The sequence below is a fragment of the Syntrophobacterales bacterium genome, assembly GCA_019429105.1.
Lineage (GTDB): Bacteria > Desulfobacterota > Syntrophia > Syntrophales > UBA5619 > DYTH01.
Genome location: JAHYJE010000017.1, coordinates 1 through 21,279, shown reverse-complemented (window position 1 = coordinate 21,279; position 21,279 = coordinate 1). Strand labels below are relative to the sequence as shown.

19 protein-coding genes are annotated in these 21,279 nt (G+C 49.3%); 16 read left to right on the top strand and 3 right to left on the bottom strand.

The window, feature by feature from the left end:
- The first annotated feature begins 3 nt into the window (after nt 1-3).
- The 8 genes from K0B01_07485 (at nt 4) to K0B01_07450 (ending at nt 10,387) form a co-directional block, all read left to right on the top strand.
- Nucleotides 4-3,810 carry an N-6 DNA methylase gene (locus K0B01_07485; GenBank protein MBW6485970.1) on the top strand — a complete coding sequence of 1,269 codons (3,807 nt, stop codon included), beginning with the start codon at nt 4-6 and terminating at the stop codon, nt 3,808-3,810.
- The gene (locus tag K0B01_07480; GenBank protein MBW6485969.1) at nt 3,807-4,934 is read left to right on the top strand and encodes an ATP-binding protein; all 1,128 of its coding nucleotides are present in this window, start codon (nt 3,807-3,809) and stop codon (nt 4,932-4,934) included. Before K0B01_07485 ends, K0B01_07480 begins: the two co-directional genes overlap by 4 nt.
- The gene (locus K0B01_07475) at nt 4,935-5,552 is read left to right on the top strand and encodes a DUF4276 family protein (GenBank protein MBW6485968.1); all 618 of its coding nucleotides are present in this window, start codon (nt 4,935-4,937) and stop codon (nt 5,550-5,552) included.
- Nucleotides 5,553-5,812: 260 nt separating this feature from the next.
- On the top strand, nt 5,813-6,412 hold the full coding sequence (locus K0B01_07470; protein ID MBW6485967.1) for a hypothetical protein: 600 nt from the start codon (nt 5,813-5,815) through the stop codon (nt 6,410-6,412).
- Between the two features lie 131 nt (nt 6,413-6,543).
- Nucleotides 6,544-7,299, top strand: coding sequence for a three-Cys-motif partner protein TcmP (tcmP, locus tag K0B01_07465; GenBank protein ID MBW6485966.1), 756 nt, complete (start codon nt 6,544-6,546; stop codon nt 7,297-7,299).
- An 11-nt stretch (nt 7,300-7,310) separates the two neighbouring features.
- Nucleotides 7,311-8,048: a radical SAM protein gene (locus tag K0B01_07460; protein MBW6485965.1), complete on the top strand. Its 738-nt coding sequence runs from the start codon at nt 7,311-7,313 to the stop codon at nt 8,046-8,048.
- A gap of 303 nt (nt 8,049-8,351) precedes the next feature.
- Entirely contained in the window at nt 8,352-8,996 is a 645-nt protein-coding gene (locus K0B01_07455) for a DUF4062 domain-containing protein (protein ID MBW6485964.1), read from the top strand.
- Nucleotides 8,993-10,387 (top strand): putative DNA binding domain-containing protein, encoded by a 1,395-nt coding sequence (locus tag K0B01_07450; protein MBW6485963.1) that lies wholly within the window; start codon nt 8,993-8,995, stop codon nt 10,385-10,387. Before K0B01_07455 ends, K0B01_07450 begins: the two co-directional genes overlap by 4 nt.
- Before the next feature lie 282 nt (nt 10,388-10,669).
- On the opposite strand, the gene K0B01_07445 is transcribed toward K0B01_07450, so the two are convergent.
- A complete protein-coding gene (locus tag K0B01_07445; GenBank protein MBW6485962.1) occupies nt 10,670-12,004 on the bottom strand; it encodes a cyclopropane-fatty-acyl-phospholipid synthase family protein in 1,335 nt (444 codons plus the stop codon).
- Between the two features lie 328 nt (nt 12,005-12,332).
- Between K0B01_07445 and K0B01_07440 the strand changes: the two genes are divergently transcribed.
- The 6 genes from K0B01_07440 (at nt 12,333) to K0B01_07415 (ending at nt 18,616) form a co-directional block, all read left to right on the top strand.
- Nucleotides 12,333-12,881: an arginine decarboxylase, pyruvoyl-dependent gene (locus tag K0B01_07440; GenBank protein ID MBW6485961.1), complete on the top strand. Its 549-nt coding sequence runs from the start codon at nt 12,333-12,335 to the stop codon at nt 12,879-12,881.
- A 20-nt stretch (nt 12,882-12,901) separates the two neighbouring features.
- Nucleotides 12,902-13,567: a nitroreductase gene (locus tag K0B01_07435; protein MBW6485960.1), complete on the top strand. Its 666-nt coding sequence runs from the start codon at nt 12,902-12,904 to the stop codon at nt 13,565-13,567.
- A gap of 351 nt (nt 13,568-13,918) precedes the next feature.
- Nucleotides 13,919-14,302 (top strand): response regulator, encoded by a 384-nt coding sequence (locus K0B01_07430; GenBank protein MBW6485959.1) that lies wholly within the window; start codon nt 13,919-13,921, stop codon nt 14,300-14,302.
- Nucleotides 14,303-14,661: 359 nt separating this feature from the next.
- The gene (locus K0B01_07425; protein MBW6485958.1) at nt 14,662-16,617 is read left to right on the top strand and encodes a cache domain-containing protein; all 1,956 of its coding nucleotides are present in this window, start codon (nt 14,662-14,664) and stop codon (nt 16,615-16,617) included.
- Between the two features lie 44 nt (nt 16,618-16,661).
- The gene (locus tag K0B01_07420; GenBank protein ID MBW6485957.1) at nt 16,662-17,288 is read left to right on the top strand and encodes a response regulator; all 627 of its coding nucleotides are present in this window, start codon (nt 16,662-16,664) and stop codon (nt 17,286-17,288) included.
- Between the two features lie 47 nt (nt 17,289-17,335).
- Nucleotides 17,336-18,616: a formate/nitrite family transporter gene (locus tag K0B01_07415; protein MBW6485956.1), complete on the top strand. Its 1,281-nt coding sequence runs from the start codon at nt 17,336-17,338 to the stop codon at nt 18,614-18,616.
- A 38-nt stretch (nt 18,617-18,654) separates the two neighbouring features.
- Here K0B01_07415 and K0B01_07410 read toward each other — a convergent pair whose 3' ends face one another.
- Complete coding sequence (locus tag K0B01_07410; protein MBW6485955.1) at nt 18,655-19,338, bottom strand: acetate--CoA ligase family protein; 684 nt, start codon at nt 19,336-19,338, stop codon at nt 18,655-18,657.
- A 323-nt stretch (nt 19,339-19,661) separates the two neighbouring features.
- Here K0B01_07410 and K0B01_07405 point away from each other — a divergent pair, with 323 nt between their 5' ends.
- On the top strand, nt 19,662-20,243 hold the full coding sequence (locus tag K0B01_07405; protein ID MBW6485954.1) for a DUF3786 domain-containing protein: 582 nt from the start codon (nt 19,662-19,664) through the stop codon (nt 20,241-20,243).
- A gap of 114 nt (nt 20,244-20,357) precedes the next feature.
- On the opposite strand, the gene K0B01_07400 is transcribed toward K0B01_07405, so the two are convergent.
- A complete protein-coding gene (locus tag K0B01_07400; protein MBW6485953.1) occupies nt 20,358-20,762 on the bottom strand; it encodes a hypothetical protein in 405 nt (134 codons plus the stop codon).
- A 265-nt stretch (nt 20,763-21,027) separates the two neighbouring features.
- Between K0B01_07400 and K0B01_07395 the strand changes: the two genes are divergently transcribed.
- Nucleotides 21,028-21,261 (top strand): hypothetical protein, encoded by a 234-nt coding sequence (locus K0B01_07395; protein MBW6485952.1) that lies wholly within the window; start codon nt 21,028-21,030, stop codon nt 21,259-21,261.
- Nucleotides 21,262-21,279 lie beyond the last annotated feature (18 nt).

The following is a 21,279-nucleotide window of genomic DNA, read 5'->3' as shown; positions in this document are numbered from 1 at the left end:
TGAATGGCAAATCCGGACGTAAAACAAAAAATTATTACTTCCCTTGGTTCCTTTAGCGACGGACAACTGTCTGCCAACGCCCTCAATCTTTTTCAAACGCTTGGCTATAATACCGAACGCCAGGCGCCCTTCGATAAACCCAACTATGCCACATTCAAAGAATTTTTCGTTGATACTCAAGCTAAATTCAATGAAGAAAAAGCTTTGGTGAAAGACTGGGAATATGTTGATTTGCTGTTTCAGCTCTCCAAGGAAGAGGTGCGCAAGCAAATTTCCCTGTTTGATACAGTAAAAGTTGACCGCACAGTAATTGAGACCTACCTGTTCTTCACCATCGGATTAGTCAAAGACCAATACAGCCGCACGGAACTGAGCAATATTACACGCGAAGTGAACCACATGTTCCCGATGCCGGTAATGATTCTGTTCAAATATGGCCAATTTCTTACGCTCTCGGTCATTAATCGCCGACAGCACAAACGGGATGAAATCAAAGATGTTCTGGAAAAGATCACCCTCATTAAGGATATAAATTTTGAAAATCCGCACCGGGGACATGTCGAAATACTTTTCGATCTATCCTTCGAGCAACTTCACCATCGTCAAGGCTTCACAAATTTTGTCGAACTCCAACGGGCTTGGCAGCAAACACTGGACACATTGGAATTAAACAAGCGTTTCTTCAAAGAAATTGCAGACTGGCACTTCTGGGCTGTTAAACGGGTCCTCTACCCAAATCCCCATAAATTGGCAGAACATCATAATTGCTCACTTAATGTTATTCGGTTGCTGACTCGCCTCATTTTTTGCTGGTTTTTGAAGGAAAAAAACCTGATTTCGGCAACTCTTTTTGACACAGCAGAGCTGGCAAGAATACTGGTAAAATCTCCAATACTAAGCAAAAACGGTGATCCGAGCAGTTATTATAAGGCCATTCTGCAGAACCTCTTCTTCGCCACCCTGAATACGGACATGAATAAGGATGTTGCCGACAGTAGACATTTTATTACCAACAAGAAAAGCGCATCAGGCGTATCCGAGGAATATTCTATCCCGACAGCATTTCGATATAAGGACCTTTTTCAGGAAAAAGGTGAGGCAATAAGGTATTTTGAAGATATACCTTTTCTCAACGGCGGTCTTTTCGAGTGCCTCGATACCTTTGAGACCATCGATGGCAAGAATGTAGAAACTCGCATCGACGGTTTTTCTTCGACCTTCACCAAACAGCCAGTTGTGCCTGATGAACTTTTCTTTGCTGAGAACACCCATATTGATCTATCAGAAGATTATGGCAGTCCTAAATACAAGGATGTCACTGTCAATGGCTTGATACGCATTCTGGAAAAGTACAAGTTTACCATTGAGGAAAACACGCCGGTGGAAGAGGAAATTGCTCTTGACCCGGAACTTCTGGGAAAGGTCTTTGAAAATCTTCTGGCAAGTTATAATCCCGAAACTCAGACAACCGCACGCAAGCAGACTGGTTCCTTTTACACTCCCCGCGAAATTGTTAACTACATGGTGGATGAAAGTCTGCTGCATTATTTGGAAAACCAATTAATAGAATTTTACGATAAAGAAGCGGCATCGTCTTCAAATCCTGAAAAACTCTCTCCAGGGGAGAAAAAAGCCGTTCATGACAAACTGAGTCATCTTCTCTCGTATAATGAGACTGGACATTTATTTAAAGATGAAAAGGATTCAGACACGGCAGAGGTGAACGTCCTCATCGAGGCCATTAATAACTGTAAAATTCTCGATCCCGCTTGCGGTTCCGGCGCTTTTCCGATGGGTATTCTCCACAAGATGGTCTTCATTCTGGGAAAGCTCGACCCCTATAACAAGCAGTGGGAACAGGCCCAATTAGATAAGGCTATGCGCGACCGGCAACGTGCGGAAAAAATGGAGGATGAAGATATCCGCAGAAGGACACTGGAGAATGTTGAGCAGCGCGTCCGGGCAATCGAAGAGGCTTTCAGCAGCAATCGGCATGAACTGGACTATACCCGCAAGCTCTTTTTGATTGAAAACTGCATCTACGGCGTGGATATCCAGAACATCGCCGTTCAGATCGCCAAACTCCGGTTTTTTATCTCTCTAATTGTCGACCAGAAGGTGATAGACGAGCGGCCTAACCGCAACATCCTGGCCCTGCCCAATCTTGAAACCAAATTCGTCGCTGCCAACACTCTTATCGGGATCGACAAGCCCCAGCAGGAACTCGAATTGGGAGGCGGCAAGGTTTATACTATTGAGGATGAGCTGAAGAATTTGCGGCAGAGGATGTTCTATACGCGTAAATACACTGATAAAAAGAGACTGCGACAGGCCGACAGAGTAAAAAGGGAAGAGTTAAAGAAGGCGCTTATCGAAAACAAATACAGCACGACAAACGCCGGACTGATCGCCTCCTGGAACCCCTTCGACCCCATCCATGCCGCCGGATTCTTCGACATGGAAACTATGTTCAATGTCCAGGATGGTTTCGATATTGTGATCGGCAATCCTCCATATTTTAACGTCAGCACCATCGGTAAAGAGCTATATAATTATCTGGCAGATCATTACAAGGTTATTCATACCGGATATAATGATATTGTTTACTACTTCATTTATCTGGGTATCGAACATTTACGGGAAAACGGTTGTTGCGCGTTAATTACTTCCAACTATTTCCTCGGCAACGAGTACGCCAGAAATTTGAGGCGTTATCTAAAAGACCATATTTCCAAGGCAATCAATTTCAAGGATCGCATGGTATTTGATGCGGCAAGTATTCATACTTGCATCTCTTTTTCTTACAAAGGGACAATGCCCAGCGAAATCATCTTTTTTGAGGCAGCCTCGGATGAGAAAATAACATCAAGTGACATTGAAAAACACCTACGATCCTTTGCGATCAAACGGGAGGATTTAAAAGATGATTGGATTATAGCAGATCAACGGGCTTCATCGATTATTGAAAAACTAAAAAAAGATTCCGTCTTGCTTGGAGATATTGCAGGAATTGAACAAGGATCGAAATCCGGGAAGAATACTGTTTTCACAATTACAAACAAGTTTGCAGAGGAAATGGGGATTGAAAAGGAGGTTTTAAGAAGGAATTTAAAGAATGGCGATATTGGAAGATATGCAATTCGCGACAGAGGAAATTGTTTGATTTATGTGGATAATCATACGGATATAAAAAAATACCCACAGGCATATTCATATTTAAAGTTGCATGAAGACACGTTACAAGACCGGAATGAAGTGGCAAGCGGATTATATCCCTGGTACAGATTCGATCGGCCCCGAAATAAAGAAATATTTGACGCCAAGGAAAAAATTGTTGTCCCCTATAGGGCTGAGGGAAATCGTTTTGCCTTTGATAATGAGCAATACTTCAACGATGGTGGCGATATTCGAGCAATTGTAATTACTGATAAAAAGATAAACATCAAATATGTTTTATCCTTGCTGAATTCGAAGCTTATCGACTGGTTTTATGGATTTATCGGCAAACCAAAGGGAAAAGTCAGGGAATATTTTAACAAGCCGCTCTCGTTTATCCCGATAAAAAAAATCTTGCCGGCCGCTCAGGAGCAGTTTATCACACTTGTTGACCAGATTATCGCCGCAAAACGGCAGAATCCCGATGCCTTCACCTTGCCGCTGGAGGCCCAGATCGATGGTCTCGTCGCCCACCTGTACGGCTTGACGGAAGAAGAATTCTTGTATGTACTTTCCCAATTGTTTTTGCCTGACCCGGAGCGTATTGCTGCCGCCAATGCCTACCGGGACGTAGAAAGGGGGTTAATAAAATGAGTGTGCCCAAATTGCCGTTGCAATCTTTCCGCCTGAGTAATTTTAAAGCCGTTCGCGATAGCGGCGTGATCCGCTTCACTCCGCTCACAGTCTTTATCGGCAATAATGGCTCCGGAAAAAGCAGCTTGATCGAAGGACTCGAGATGTTTCAACAAATTGTTCTTAGCGGGATAGACGCGGCTATTCAGCCGTGGCGGGGTTTTGAACACGTCTGGAACAAGGCGGTTGAACATAAATTGAAGAAGAATAGAAAGACCTCTAATCCTATGTCTTTTAAAATCAAAGGAACTTTTCGTCGCGGGCTTGTCAGTGATATTCCCGTGGAAGTTAATTTATTACTCGATATGGATCGCCAAGGCAACACTATCGACATCAGAGAACTCAAGGTTAAGTCCCCTGAGGAAGGCCCCCAAATTGGTTTGATGGGAGATTCTTTCTCTGAATACAGAATAAGTAGTGATAAACGTCTGCAGATGCTTGCCTCCTCATGGCAATTCCTTACCATTCTGCCACAGCAGATGCAGTATCCCGTTCTTCAGAAGAGAACAAAAGGGGGAGTGGAATTATCGAAGGACGGCGCCAACATCGCAGAGTATTTTGAAAGCATAAGAAATGCGGATGTTTCGACATTCCGCGGCATCATCGAAACATTGCAAAGCGTTCTGCCCTACGCCGATGATCTGCAACCGGCCATAACCTCGGAATTGGAGCGAAATTTTTATTTGACCTTAAAGGAAAAAGGCCTTGCCGATAAGCTGCCCGGTTGGTTATTGTCTCAGGGGACCCTACGCGTTTTGGCTCTCTTGTGTCTTCTCCGCCATCCTAATTCTCCGTCCGTCATAGTTATAGAGGAAATTGAGAACGGTCTGGATCCGCGGACAATTCATCTCATCATCAATGAAATTCGCACGTTCGTTCAAACGGGAAAGGGCCAGGTCATTGCCACGACCCATTCACCGTATCTTTTGGACCTTCTGCCGCTTTCGCAGATCGTTGTTGTTGAACGGGATGAGGAAGGTTCCCCCGTTTTCAGCAGACCGGCAGACAACAAGGATTTAGTTGAATGGGCAAGAAAATTTGCCCCTGGAAAGCTCTACACAATGGGAAACCTAACACGGGCTTAAATGATGAGAGTAGGCTTAATCTTTGAATGCGGGCGGGGTGGGGCTGACGGCCAGGTGTGTCGCTATTTTCTGGAGAAATTAAGGCCTGGTGTCGAAATCGTCTCTCAATATATGGATGTCAAAACGAATCTATTGGAGGACTGCGGCCTTGTTGCATCCACATTGGTTAACAGTTGTGACAAGGTGGTCATTATCTGGGACCTCTACCCGGCATGGCGGGAAAAACATATCAAACCTTGCCGAAAAAATGACAGACAGAAAATATTTTCGTCGCTTCAATCCAGCAATGTGCCGCTGAGCAAGGTAGCCCTTGTCTGCATAGAGGAAGAGCTTGAAGCCTGGCTGTTAGCAGATATAAGGGCGATACGGAGTTTCATAGCGTCTTGCAAACATCCGCATCGGGTGGGAAGGCTGACAAATTATAAAGACCCTGAGAGGGTCAGAAAACCAAAGACTTGCCTCACTAAAATCTTTAACCAGGAACTGGGCGCCCATCGTTGTTATGAGGATTTTCGCGACGCCCTAAAGATTGCTAAAGCTATGCCTGATTTCAATCGGCTCAAACGCTCCTGCACATTCCGGCGTTTCGCAGAGAAAGCGGCAGGCATCTCGCTGTAAAAGGATGGCCCTTGTCTATTTGCGCCATTTTAAATTTCACCTGAAAATGCGTGCATAACTTGTTGATTTATAATTCGTTATTTTTTAGGGAATCGCTCTGAAAATCGGACTTGGTGAAAAGCTTGACTGCGTGGCGATTCGCGGCGTATTCCCTTTTGATTCCTGAGTGATCCGTATCAGCCGATTGAGCACACGAAACGACTGACACGGCGGGTGCTGGGAATTTTCGCAAAATACTATATCAAAAATGGAGGAAGATTGTGCCCGTACTACATAAATACAAAGATAAAGGAGAATATTACATTAAAACCGCCATCCGGGGAAATATCATCACGTTTCATCTTACTCCGGACGGGAAAGACAAGATTCTCAAAGCAGGCATAACACCTGAACAGCCTTTTCGACGGGCTATTTTGTTAGATCTTTATCGTTCCGGTGAGGTTTTTACTTACGGATCAGGCCCCGGTGAAGTTATCGACGATCGTCAAACGGAGTTAGATTTCTCGAATGATCCTGATTCTGAAAAAATGTTTCCGTCGTGTGCCAGTTGCTCATCCATACAAGATCTTCATTTAGTTGAAATAAAAGATAAAGATCACCGCGCCAGTATTTTATGTGGGGGATGTCGTTCTAAAAAAATCGCTACTTTTGATACCAGCATTCCTCTCGCGCTGGTATCACGCGCAATCCTGAACCGCGTGATAGCAATGAAGGAAATAAACCAAATAGACGCCTCAGTTACGACCTATAAAGAATTGCTGGATGCCGAGTTTAAATCGAAATGGGATGCCTATAGAAAGGGAAAACCGGTGCAAGGAGTAATGGACATTGATACCGGCAATCAAGGTGAGTTGATCTGATTACCCCGTTAGGAGAGTTAAGTCGTCAGAGGAGTGTCTCATGAAGGTAGATCATCTTTCACTATCAACGACCCCTGCACACTTATTATTCATGGGAAACGAGAGCGTGTATTGCCGATCAAATAGAGGCAATGCCAAGCGTCTATTTTGAAACATCGAATAGCGACTTCAAGGAAGCATCTGAGAAATGGCGCCCAAAAATGAAAGGCCGCTGTGCCAATCTTCTGTTTCTTGCTCAGAATGGTGTGAATCAAATTACGGAATCTATCTTTCAAGGCATTGTAGAACTTCCCAAGACGGATTTCATATTTTTCATTTCCTCGTCCATCATCAACCGTTTCAGAACAACGCAGGGGATTCTGGATAATTTACCTGTTACCAAAGAGGATTGTTTCAGGATGAACGGAACCAATGTGCATCGGATTGTTACGGATGCTTATCGTCGCTGGCTGCCGAAAGACACCGAGTATTATCTTGGTCCGTTTTCCATCAAGAAGGGTTCGAATGTCTATGGATTGGTTTTTGGATCAGCTCATCCACTCGGCATAGACAAATTTCTTCGGGTGGCATGGAAACGAGGCGGCGATGCGAACTTCGATATTGACAGGGATGGGATTGACCCGTCAAAGCCATCATTATTCCCAGAAGATGACAAACCGACTAAAATTAAAGATTTCGAGAAGGAACTTGAGTCCGCCTTGCTTGAGCATCGCTTAAAGACAAACAAAGATGTCTATCTGTTTGCCCTGAGGAATGGCGTAATGGCATCGCACGCTAAGGCCGCGCTAAATCAGATGGTAAAAGAAAAAATACTACCCGAACAAACATTTCACGTTTCATACGATGCATGGAAGAAGGCTGCTACGGAAGCAATCAAACATTTTTAGGGAGTTTGAACATGAATGTCGTCTATGAACCAAAAGGACGGGCGCGGGAATACTCCGAGCTGGCCTGCAATCTTTATCGCGGCTGTACGCACGGCTGCCGGTACTGCTATGCGCCGTCGTGTATGCGAACGACAGGGGAAAAGTGGCATGCGACAGCGGCGCCGCGGCGTGATGTGCTGCAAAACCTCGAAAAAGACGCCATGAAACTGCGTGGAGATTCGCGGCGCATTCTCTTTTGCTTTCTGAGTGATCCGTATCAGCCGATTGAGCGCACGGAACGACTGACGCGGCAGGCGCTGGGTATTGTCGCAAAACACCGGCTGAACAGCCAGATATTGACCAAAGGATGTGCGGATCTCATCCAGGAAGACATGGGACTGATGAGGGATGCTCACACGCAACTGGGCATTACGCTTTGTTTCGCCGATGACTCTATCCGCAAGGATTGGGAAACGTTCGCCTCGACCGTGGATGACCGGCTGACCGTTTTGAAAAATGCTCACAAAGAGGGCATTTTTACATGGGTCAGCCTTGAACCGGTGATCGATCCCGCGCAAGCGCTTACGGTAATCCGCATGGCGCATCCGTATGTGAATTTCTGGAAGGTCGGCAAGCTAAACCACATGAAAGAACACGAAAAAACTGTGAACTGGGGTAAATTCCTTTACGATACGGAAGAACTTTTTACGAAACTTGGCGCAAAATACTATATAAAAAATGACTTGCAAGCTTTTGCACTGAAGCAATGAAGGCGGCGGCAGGGAGGAAAAACATGGGGCTAAGTGCTGAGCTGGGGGACGGGGGACGGCTGTTTTTTGGGGGGATGCCGGAGCTCCGGAATATATAAAGCTATTGTTATAATTAAATTATTGACGACAACAAAAAAGTTTTGCCCTGTTGAAAACCGGCCTGCAATCAGTCGGAAAGCCGGGACAGTTCGGGATCAGGTTTGCAAGGCGACAACCTCAATTATTTTTGAATTTTGGGGAAAGGACAGGAGATATTGCTGCTATGGAAGGTGATTTCAATCTTGAAGAAATGAGCGACCGACTATGACTACGAAACGTAAACCCATTCTTATGGTCTCCTCTGCCGTTTTCGGCTTTGAGGAGCTGCTGGATCGAATCTATGCTTCTCTTGCCCAGATGATGAACTACGAGATATGGATGTCTTACAAAGGGACGATGCCGGTCTATCCCGAGCTCACGGCCCTGGAGAGCTGCAAGCTTGCCGTTAGGGAGTGCGATCTGTTTCTCGGCATCATTCTTCCGCGATATGGAAGCGGTAAGGAGAAGCCGGAGGACGATTCTATTACCCATGACGAAATGCGGGAAGCCATCAGATTGAAAAAGCCTCGCTGGATTCTGGCCCATGATCATGTGGTCTTTGCCAGGGGTTTTCTCGACAAGCTGGGGTTTACAACGAGAGAAAAACGTCATAAACTGAAATTGGTCAAGTCGCCTATCTTCGAAGATCTCCGTATCGTTGATATATATGAAATGGCCACGAGACGCGATGTTGAGGTCTATAAGGACCGTGTCGGCAACTGGGTGCAGACGTTCGGATCGCCTGAAGATGCGCAACTTTTTGCCGTCAGCCAGTTTCGTCGCTTCCAGGAGGCCGAAGCCTTTGTCAAGGATACGTTCGGCGATGTAAAGGCTGTACGGAAAGCTCTGCAGAAGGGAGGTCCAGTATGAATTCCATCGAAAGTCTGATCAAACAGGGGGAGTCCCAAACACTTGAATTCGTGGCATCTCTGAACGATAAGGACATTATTGCCTCGCACGTTGCAGCATTGCTCAATAGCGGCGGGGGGAGGCTGTTGATCGGGGTTGACGATAATAAGCGCGTAGAGGGGATTCCAGAGGCCGAAAAGGTAGTTGATGAGCTTCATTCGTTCCTGATGAAGGCCATTTCGCCGAGATCGCTGTTTTCTGTGGGGATAGAACAGGTTCAGGGTGAAAATCAGATTATCGTGATTGACGTTCCGGGAGGGAAAAACACCCCTTTCGTGGCAAACGAGCGTGTTTACCTTCGCAGTGGTTCCCGCACTTTGACGGCTTCGGGTGATGACCTGCAGATGCTGCTTCAGAGGCGGTCCGCCGAGGTTGAGCGATGGGAGCGGCGAGGCGCGCCTGTATTAACGATGGAAGATCTGGATAAATCGGAGATACAGAGAACCGTCCAGGATGCATTGACGGGAACTCGTTTTGAGTTCCGACACCCGGAAGACTCGGAGGCAGTTTTTTCAGACCTTGGCATGTGGAATCGCGGCATGCTGACAAATGCCGCCGACGTCTGTTTCGGTAAGCGGCCGGCCGTGAGGAACCCCCAGATCCGCGTCAGGGCATTTGCCCTTCAGACCGACAAGGGTGGAGATTACCTCGATCAGGCGGATCTGAACGGGCCGGTGACGCAGGTCATCGAGCAGGCGCGGGCGTTCATTCATCGCAACTCGCCGTTAACGGCTCAGTTTCTCCCTGATTCATTGCTACGCCAGAATCTGGAAGCATATCCGGATTATGTCGTCAGGGAAGGGTTGGTAAACGCCCTTGCCCATCGTGACTATGCCTCGTTTTCCAGCGGCGCGACGGTTCTGGTCTATCCTGCTCGCGTGGAAATTTGGAACTCAGGACGGCTGCCTATGGGATGGAGGGCAGACAAATTACGGCTGCCCCACGCATCAATACCCGCGAATCCGGACACCGCCCATTTCCTCTATATCCGGAACTACATGGAACGGATCGGGCGGGGCACTAACAAGATGATCGAAACCTGTCGGGAAATGGGACTTCCGGCACCTACCTGGGCCGTGGACGAGGACGGGATTACGCTCACACTTCACAGCCGGGCGTCGATTGAAGCGCCGGAATTGAATCTGAACAAACGGCAGAACCGGCTTCTCGCCGAACTCAACCCTGGCAGCACCATCACCCTGAGCGATTATTTGAAGCGTTTTGCCGGTGACGTCGGCGACCGTCAGGCTCGGCGCGACTTAAAGGAACTGGAAGCCGCCGACCTCCTCAAGCTGATTGGAAAAGGACGGGCCGCGCACTATGAGAGGACAGCGAGGAACTGGAAGGAATAAACCCGGACATAATCAGGACATTTTCAGCCGAGAACCGGTTTGGTCAAGACCAATAATTGAACCGTGTAATTAGATGTTTGGGCAATATGTCGTCCAGAAAAATCTTTTTTTACCGGACATCATCAGGACATTTCACAGGGTGAAGTAAAACAATCGGGAACGGGTTCACATTTTAAATTTCAATGAACTACCCCGCAGCAAGCTACGGGGTATCTAAGACATCAAAGAACGAAGAAAGCTTCGGGGAATATGACCCGGAGCATATTGGGGATGACCGATAAATTAAACAGTCTTATCCGCTGATTGGTACCAGTCGCCCCGTGTCAACGGAAGACCGCTTTTCCCCTGCGCCCCGGGCTTGCTGAGCAAGGCCTGATAGACGTTAATTCTGCCGCGGGCAAAGCCGTTCGCCGAGCCGGACATATACAGCCTCCATACCCGGTAGGTGGGCTCATCGACATAATTGAGCGCCTCTTTGTGGGCCCCTTCGAGGCGCCTCACCCAGTGGCGCAGCGTCAGCGCGTAGTGTTCGCGAAGACTTTCCAGATCCCGAATCTCAAACCCGACGTCTTCTGCCGCTTTCAGGGTGACGCTGACCGGGATAAGCTCGCCATCAGGGAAAACGTATGTGTCAACAAAGTTTCGACCGGCGTGGGGAACATCCCCCATGCGCCGCACAATTCCGTGATTGAGAAAAACCCCGCCCGGCTTCATCAGGTCGCAAGCCTGCCGGAAATATACGGGCAAAAGCGCTTCGCCGACATGTTCAAACATGCCCACGCTCGCCAGCGCGTCATAACCTTCCTTTGTTTCAAGCTCGCGATAGTCGGCAACCAGGACGCGGCAGCGATCGCCAAGTCCCGCCGCTACTATCCGCTCATTGGCCAGTTCCGCCTGAGGTTCGGACAAGGTAATCCCGGTGGCGTCAACCCCGTAACGCTCTGCCGCATGCAGCACTAAGGCCCCCCAGCCGCAGCCGATGTCGAGAAATTTCTGCCCGGGCTTAAGGCGCAACTTCCGGCAGATGTAATCCAGCTTGCCTTCCTGCGCACTATCGAGATCTTCCTTGGGCGATTGAAAATATGCGGAAGAATAGACCATTCTCCGATCGAGCCAGAGTTTGTAGAATTCGTTGGAGACGTTGTAGTGAAAAGTTACCGCCTGGCGGTCCCGCTCTTGTGAATGAGGTTTGCCGGTAAGTTTGACCGGGGGGCGGCGAAATGCGTCGCCATGAGCCTTTAACCAAGGGTGCTCGCCCTCTGCCGGCAGGCTCAGCAGCTCCTTGGCTGCCCGCAATTTGACGCGCCACCCGGAGGTGCGGCGCGCCAAATCCTCGGCGAGATCGAATACCTCCTCGCAATTGCCCTCTATGTCGAAATCGTCATAGAGATAGGCCTCGCCCAGTCCCAGCTCATGCCCGGGCAGAAACATGGCCCGCAGGGCCCCCGGGTGCTTCAAGACGATCTTTGTGGAGGTGGCAACATCTCCCGGCCAGTTTGAGCCGTCCCATAAGCGAACGCCGATCCGCGGCCCCTCGTCAACACAAAACAACTCGTCCAGCAAATGGACGGTTCTTTCCTTTTCATGACTATTCCGGTTAGCAGTTGCTGGCGCCATATTTTCCTCCTTGTCCATGAAAAATCCTCGCAATCAACCATGCATAAACTGTCTGCCGCATTTATAAAGAGCTATTTACCTTAATCAATTAATTGCCCATTGCCGAGGACAACATCCTACTTCATATTTCGATTGTCAACATTTTAATTATAAAATATTTCAGGATGAACGCCAATATCTCCTCGGCAGCGAAGGTTTATTTTTTGTGGCAATACTTCATGAAAATTGATATACGGCGCCACTGAATATAATGTATCGGGAAATCACAGATTTTACGTCTGTTTTTCCTTAAACAGGATGGAAATAATAATAGTTAAGGAGGGAAGCAATGGATAGTTATGTTCCCAAAAAGATGTTTTTCACGAAGGGAGTAGGAACGCATAAGGATGAACTCCATTCCTTTGAACGGGCGCTGCGCGACGCGGGGATTGAAAGGTGCAACCTCGTGCAGGTTTCCAGCATTGTGCCGCCAAACTGCAAGATTACCTCGAAAAGTCAAGGTCTGAAGGAATTGGTTGCAGGGGGAATCACCTTTTGCGTTATGAGCCGCTGCTGCAGCAACGAAACAAAACGGCTATTGGTGGCCTCCGTCGGGTGCGCAATCCCGGCGGATCCCCGTTCCTATGGATACATCAGCGAACACCACTCCTTCGGCCAGACAGAAAAACAGGCCGGCGATTACGCGGAAGACATGGCTGCGGCGATGCTTGCCTCCACCCTCGGAATAGATTTCAACGTCGATGAAAGCTGGGATGAAAAAAAGGAGATCTTCAAGATCAGCGGGAAGATCGTAAAAACACGCAATGTCACCCAATCGACCATCGTCAAGGATGCCGGCTATACAACGGTGCTTGCGGCGGCGGTGTTTATTTTTTAATCTTGCGGGAGGAATGAGCGATGGATGTCATGAAAGCAGTAACAACGCGCAGAAGCATCAGGAATTTCAAGGCGGATGCCGTTTCGGAATCGCTAATCAGGGAAATCCTGGAGGCCGCCCGCTGGTCCCCTTCCTGGGGAAACACACAGCCTTGGGAAATCGTTGTCGTTACCGGGGAGAAGCTGGAAAAATTCAAAAAAGCGAATCAACAGTTGCAAAGGGAGGGCGCCCTGCCTCAACCCGATACCACAATGCCGGCAACCTGGCCGGAACATATCAAGCAGCGTTATAACGAAATCGGGAAAAAGGTGCTGACTGCGCTGAATATCCCCCGGGGAGACAAAGAAGCCAGGCTGCGCTATTACAGCGACATGGCCGCCCTGTTCGGCGCCCCCGCGATGCTGCTTTTTTGTCTGGACAAGGAAATTGCCCGTGAATACGGGATGCTGGACATTGGCGCCATTCTCCAGACAACCTGTCTGCTGGCGCATGACCGCGGCCTCGGCACCTGTATTCTTTCCGCAACGGTTCTTTACCCGTCAATGGTCCGTGAAATTATCCCGCTTCCGTCTTCCAAGGCCATCATAATGGGCGCAGCCCTCGGTTACCCGGCCGCGGGGAAGCCAGTCAATGAATTTGAGAGAGAACGAGCGCCCCTGGACTCCATAACCCTCTGGGTAAAATGAGCCAAAGGAGCCAATTGCAAAACTATTTGTCATTCCCGAAAGCGGAGCTTAATGTACACAATGCTTCTATCGGGAATACGGTTTTTCAAGCAGTTAGAACCAGATTCCCGCTTAAAATAATTGCGGGAATGACAGAATGTGAGAGTTTTGCAATTGCCTCAAAGGTGTCCTTTTAAAAAATTGTTTGCAATTTCATACGGAAATGTTGTACCCATCAGCAGAAGATTCAAGAATGGCGAGTCATCCGGGAAATGTGCATTCACTTCCTGTCGCTGCTCTTGGCAGTTCCCATAGCCGTAGCCCCGGACATTGAGGCCTGTAAACAGGTAACGATAACTGGTGGGGTGGCATATGAAGGTTCTGGTTATTGACGACGAAAAAGTTGTGCTTGACAGCTGCCGGAAGATTCTCTGCTCGGAGGGTTTCGATGTTGTGCCAGTGTCAAGTGTAGATGATGCCCTCGCGCTTCTTGAAAATGAAAGCTTTCCCCTCCTTCTGATTGACATCAAGATGCCCAGACACGACGGACTTTACCTGATGAATCTGCTTCGGGAACATGGGGTGCTCATCCCCATGGTGGTAATGAGCGGTTACACTACAGCTGAGACGATGGACAAGGCCAAGAGCATGGGCGCTACCGCCTTTCTCCCCAAACCCTTCACCCCTGACGAGCTGATCGAGACGGTGCGGCAAGCAATTGGAGAGGGGGCGCCATTGACAGCTCCCCTCCCCTAATGATTGTGAGGCTGCGAATTATCCTCAACTCTCGAAATAATCATGTGCAGGGATACCGAGCGATGTTGACGCTATCCGAATGACAGAAAGGGACTTGCCAATGCCCTTGAAAACGAAAGACGCACGCCTGTTTTATCCCGGTCTTCAGCTTGTCCGCCAATTCGCGCCCAAACAGACTTTTTTGATCCGTAAACAGCAATTCGCATCCAACATAATGTTGTCAGGGGCGAATCCAAACTCACACCCCCTAATCCGGATTCACTGTATTTTAAGAAGGGCTCCGCAAACTTCAGCAGTCTGCGGGACAGTGATTTTATCGTTGGATTTTATCGGAACGCCAGAAAAATAGGACATATTCCATGTTTTACTCTACACGAGCCAAGCTGATCGCCAGTTTCCTGGCCGTAGTCTTTCTGGCTGGGTTTGTTTCGCTGTTGATAGGAGGCCAGCTTCTCTACGAGAGCGTCTTGGACGAGGCAAAAAACCGTGTGCGGTTAGACCTTAACACTGCGCGTGAGATATACCTGAACCGGATAAAAAGCATCGCCGGTCCCATGTCGGTATCTTCGATGGAACCGACGTTACTGGTCGCCGTGAAAAAATTGGACGTCGCGGAAATCATCCCGAGATTACAAATTGTCAAGAATCGTGCCGATCTTGATTTTATCGGGGTCGTCAATAAAGAGGGAAAAATGCTCTGCAGAATCGGCAGGGGGGATGTCCGCTGCGAAACGGTGGAGGTGAAAAACCCCATTGCAGAGCTTGTCTTTGCCAGGCTGGTGTCCGTATCCGGCACGATAATCGTCAGCAAAAGTTTTCTTGCCGCCCATAGCCTGGAGCTTGCAGATATGGCGCGAGTCAGACGGCTTCCCGTAACCGGTGAAACCCAGCAGAAAGAGGAAGTGGAGACATCAGGGATGGCGCTCGTGGCCGCATTCCCGATATTCGACAAGGGGAATATTGTAGGGGTTCTATACGGAGGAGCGCTTCTCAACAGGTCCGATAAAATTGTCGATACGGTACGGAACACGGTTTTTCAAAATGAAATCTACAAGGGGCGCAATGTCGGGACGGCCACTATCTTTTTCAAGGACATGAGGATTTCAACGAATGTACTGACTCCGAAGGGTGCACGGGCCATTGGCACACAGGTTTCACGGGAGGTAAAGGAACACGTCCTGGTCAAGGGCGAGCGCTGGACGGGTCGGGCAGTCGTGGTGAGCGACTGGTATATAACCGCGTATGAACCGATTGAGGATATCTTTGGCAGCCGCGTCGGCATGCTCTACACCGGTGTTCTGGAGCAACAATATGTCGATATCAGGAACAAGGCCCTCTTCATGTTCATTATCATCACCGCCGCAGGCATGCTGCTGGCAATCGGGCTTGGGTATTTTCTATCCGACAGGCTCACACAACCTGTAAACCGCTTGATAAAGGCCAGCCTGGAGGTTTCAGAAGGCAATCTAAATCCCGAAATCGGCCCGATATCCAGCGATGAGATTGGAGTCCTGCAGACAACCTTCAGGAATATGGTCTTATCTTTGGAGGATCGCGACAGGCGAAGAAAAGCGGAGAGCGAAAACCGGCTATTACAGTCTGAAAAACAGGCAAGCGTCGGCAAACTGGCCGCAGGCGTTGCTCACGAGATCAACAACCCGCTCACCGGGGTTCTGACCTACACCCACATGCTGCTACGGCGGAAGGATCTGGGGGATGATATTCGCTCTGATCTTGAGGTTATTGTGCAGTCCACGGAGCGGGTGCGTAAAATCGTCAAGGGTCTGCTCGATTTCTCCCGACAAACAAAACTTGACCGGGAGCCGACCGATGTAAACCGCCTTGTGAGCGCCACTGCATCAATGATGGAAAATCAAGCACTTGTCAAAGGGGTTAGTATAAACTTCAATAAAGGGGAGGCCCTGCCGCAGGTCACTCTGGACCGCAATCAAATTCAGAGCGTATTGTTGAACATGATTCTCAATGCCCTTGATGCGACAGAACCGGGGGACAACATCAACATCAATACGGCAACCGATCTGTCCGCGAGCGAGCCTCGCCAAATGGGAATAGAGATTACCATCGCGGATAACGGTTGTGGCATTCCCCCGGAAAACCTCGACAAATTGTTCGATCCTTTCTTCACGACAAAAGAGGTGGGGCAGGGTACCGGCCTTGGCCTCTCTGTTTCTTTAGGCATCGTCCACGAACATGGCGGCGCCATCCGGGTGCAAAGCGAACCTGGAAAGGGAACAAGATTTTTTATCTGGCTGCCGGTGGAGAAACAGCATAGTGAAACCGCGATTACGCACTGACACATTTAATTCTCTCATAATCTTTTTAAAGAAGGAGGGTAAAGATGGAAAAGAAAAGGGCGCTTGTGATTGATGACGAGCAGATCGTGCTCGATAGTGTGCAGAAGATTCTTGCCGACGAGGGCTACGAAGTCGATTCCACCTTGAGCGGGCGCGAGGGAATCGCTCTTGCCGTCAAGGCAAACTACGACATTGTGCTGACCGATATCCGCATGCCCGATATCGGCGGCATGAGTGTATTACGGGACGTAAAACGTGCCAAGCCAGCGCTTCCGGTCATCATGATTACCGGCTATGCCTCGATCCAGTCATCGGTTCAGGCCATGAAAATGGGGGCAACGGACTATATCGAAAAACCGTTTACCCCGGATCAATTGATCAAAGCCATTGCTGCGGCGCTGGAAACAGCAGCGGTCCAGGAGCCCGAAGCGCAGGTTGTTACCCACAGGGAGGAGATTCTGAAGGTGCTCGAACGGGCTTCATCAGACAGCGATTTTATTGCCGATTTGCTTTATCACGGCTCAGATGCGCTCGATGAATACGAGCTGACCCGCCCCGAAAGACTGGCTGTGCTCACGGGCGACATTGATTGGATCGAAAGCCAGATTGGTCCGTTGACGCCGAATCAGCGGCGATGGCTCGAAAAGAGACTCAGTGCCGAAATCTGGTAGCGACAGGGATCCCAGCTCAATGCAAGCCATCACAAAGGAGGCGCTTAATGGTGCAAAGGATGCTCGTTATAGATGACGAAAAGATTGTTCTGGAATCGTGCCGCAAGATATTTTCGAGCGAGGGATTCGACGTGACGGTCACCTCAAGTCCCCAGGAGGGTCTGAGCCTTGCGTCCCTCTCCCCCTTTGATGTTATCCTTGTTGACTGGAAAATGCCCGGTTTCGATGGAATGGACGTGATCGCCGAGCTGGACCGCCATGCCCCTGATTCGGCTGTGGTGATGATCAGCGGATACCCTTCGGTGGGTCGGGCGGCGGAGGCGATGAAAAGGGGCGCAATGGATTACGTCCCCAAACCTTTTACTCCTGAGGAAATCTCCGAAACGGTCAAAGGGGCAATCCAGAGAAAACTGACCGAAGAAAAAAAGGCCCTCGGCCGCTTCGAAAAAATCATGCAGTCGGTTCAGTTTCCCACTGCCACCATGGAGGACAAGCCACCTCAGACGATAGCGGAAACCGTTGCCTCGACGGTGGGTGTGGGCAAGACCACGTCGCCCTGGATTACCGTGTTTGTGCTCGGCATCCTTGCCGGCGCATACATCGGATTCGGAGGACTTCTTTCCACAACCGTGACCTTCGATCTTCCCAAAATCATGGGGATCGGCTTTACAAAATTTCTCGCCGGCTCGGCCTTCAGCGTCGGCCTGATGCTTGTGGTAATCGCCGGCGCAGAGCTCTTTACCGGAAATAATCTGATGCTTTCGAGCGTCATGACTGGGAAAATCACCTTGGGCGCCATGTCGGCGCGATGGGCGGTGGTCTGGTTTGCCAATCTGCTGGGATCAGTCCTGCTTGCCCTAATCCTTTATTTATCGGGACTCTGGAAAACCGGCGACGGGGCGCTCGGCGCGTCCGCCGTGGGTATCGCCTATGCTAAGGTAAACCTTACCTTCGTGGAGGTGCTTGTCCGCGCAATCGGCTGCAACTGGCTCGTCTGCCTGGCGGTCTGGATGGCGCTTGCCGCCCGCCAGACGGTGGGCAAAATCTTCGCGATCTACTTTCCAATTATGGCTTTTGTTGCAATTGGCTTCGAGCACGTTGTGGCGAATATGTACTTTATTCCGGCAGGGATATTTCTGCACAACTGGGCTGGGATTGCGGCTCCGGCGGTCTATGACACTGAATCGCTCAACTGGATAAGTTTCTTATGGAAAAACATGGTTCCTGCGACGATCGGCAATATCATCGGCGGCGGTGTATTTGTCGGAATGAGCTACTGGGGGGCCTACCTCCGGCCACGCTCCGTTAAACCAGACAAACCGTTGTGATGGGGGAAGCTGAAGGAGACACTATTTTTTCACCCTCCTTAAATCTGCCGCAGCACCACCAGCGCATCAACCGCCACCGGTTCGCCTTGCCTGACGATCAGCGGATTGATATCAATCGCCATGATGTCGGCCCGTTCCAGCCCGATTTTGCCGACCGCCATCAGGCAGCCGAGCAACGACTCCCTGTTCACCGCCGGCATTCCCCTGACCAGGTCAAGAATTTTGTTGCCTTTTATCTCCTGCAGCATCGCCGCCGCGTCCCTTTCGCTGAGCGGCGCCGGCCGAAAAACGACGTCGCCGAGAATCTCCGTAAAAATTCCCCCCAACCCAAACATGACACAGGGGCCGAACTGGGCATCCCGGACCATTCCCACCACCAGTTCCCGACCCCCCTTAACCATCTCCTGGACGAGATATTCCGGTTTGGCTATTGCTGATGCCTCCCGTATCCGGTTAAAGGCAAGCCCCAGCTCAGCCTCATTATGCAGGTCAACCGCTACGACCCCTTTTTCGGTTTTATGACTTATCTCGGAGGAAGAGAGCTTCAAAACAACGGGATAGCCGATAGTTTTTCCCGCCCTTTTGACCGCCTCCCAATCGTGTGCCAGCATCGCCTTCGCTGTCGGAATGCCATAGCCCGCCAGAAGCTTTGCGCTTTCGAACTCGGAAAGATTATTCAAGCTTTGTTCCGCTTGCCTGTCGCCAAGGCTTTTCTTATTCATATCAACTCCGTTTATTCTGTAAATTAATCGGGTTTTATGTCGCCGCCGCACGGCTCTGAAAAAAAGCTTCTCAAGCCCCGGGGACATCCTTTTGCAATTTTCTCGTAAGGGCAGATTTTACTACCACAATAATGCGAGAATAATCAATTATTGGCTGAATCTTCAATAGAGGACGGCCTGCGGTTTGCCTTGACGCACCTTCTTTTTTATGTAAATAAACCGCGACTGGGAATAAGGGTTTTGTAATCAGGGGAACTTTTGAAGAGGATTCGGCGCGCTTTTTTAAAAGATTGAATTGATTAAATTTTGAATGAGGGGTTGGCATGATCGAGGAAGAACTTTGGCTGGAATTGGAAAACGTCTCCCCGCAAGAGGTGGCTGTTCGCGCCATAGCTGAATATTATGAGAATAATGGAACGTTTGCAATCAATGTTTTCAATAAAAGGTATGTCGTTGACGTAAAGAAAAGGTTAATTGTCGAACCTGAAAACACTAAAAAATCAGGTCTGTTAGACGAGATACTTCTGCACTACCTGTCCCACGCGCAGGATGTTCCGCTGAGCAATAATCTGATTTCTCCCAATCAGTTGACTGACGGCAGCTTTTTCTTCCGGGCGAGTCATGAACTGCCCCTGCCGAAGCTCGCCGATAAATATGGCTCTGACCCCAATAAATTTATTGAGAAGGGCCTCCAGTTGGGGGGTGAAAGGGCAGATTTCGGCGATGCCGCCGTAAGGCTGCGGCTCTTTCCGCGGGTGCCGCTCATCTTTGCCCTCTGGAAGAAGGACGAGGAATTCGACAGCGAGGTCCGCGTGATTCTCGACAGCAGCGTCGAACAGCAGATGAGCCTCTATGGCGTATTTCTGGCGCTGCTTTACTCTATCGGAAGAATGCTCGCCGATTGAACCGGAAAACCCCTATTCCTCTTTCCATTCAGGGGCTTTTTTCTCCAGGAAGGCCCTGATCCCTGCGGCGGCGTCTTTTGTGGAGCAAAGACGGGCGAAGGGAGAAGGCGCCAATCAGCGCAGTTCTGCACGCATTTCCACGGTTACATGACCCCATCCTCCGCAGGCAGGTCCAACATCGAAGCAGGCGGTGCGGTTGAACATCACCTCGTTGGGATCCCTGCCGTTCATGATGTTTTCGAAGAAGGCATTGATAAGCACCGCGAGGTTCGGCATCAGAAAGGCGCAGACCCGCTCCGGGCACTCGCGGGTTAAAAGGTTTCCCGCCGAGTCAAAAATCAGTTTCTGCCCCACCTGATGGCCTGATTGACAGCCCTTGGATTCTATTACCTTGGCCACCAGCCGGTATCGAGACCCTTTCAGGGCGTTTTCGAAAATGTTTTGAAACCTGGGATTATCCCGAACGAGTGAGAACTCATTGTCCTCCAGCCCGAGTCTCCGCTGTATAATCTCTGTCAACTGTTTTGCATCCATGTTTTTACTCATCCGCGTTTAGTTGTGCGCAGTGAATCACCCGACTGCCCGCTGTACGATTCCCTGATTGCGCTTCCTATCGTTGCTTCCTCTGATCCGTCCAGTTAAGACGGGGTGAAAAGCTGACAGTGCTACATGATAATGGCAGCGAGTTTTTTTAATAGCATGAATGCCCACAATGCACAGCAAAAATTGCGAGGCAAATTATGGAAGCCATACACCATAAGCACCATTCACGGGATAGGAGCGCATGGATAAAAACAAAGAACCGCCTTCAAGTGCGATTGAACTTTTCGAAAAAAACGGTCTTGACAAAGAGGCTCATCATAGTTCATCCTACGCCAATCCTGCGGGGAAAGCGGCCAGAAAAAAGAAACAGATGAGCCAATTGCAAAACTATTTGTCATTCCCGAAAGCGGAGCTTAATGTACACAATGCTTCTATCGGGAATACGGTTTTTCAAGCAGTTAGAACCAGATTATGAACATTAAACTTCGTTTTC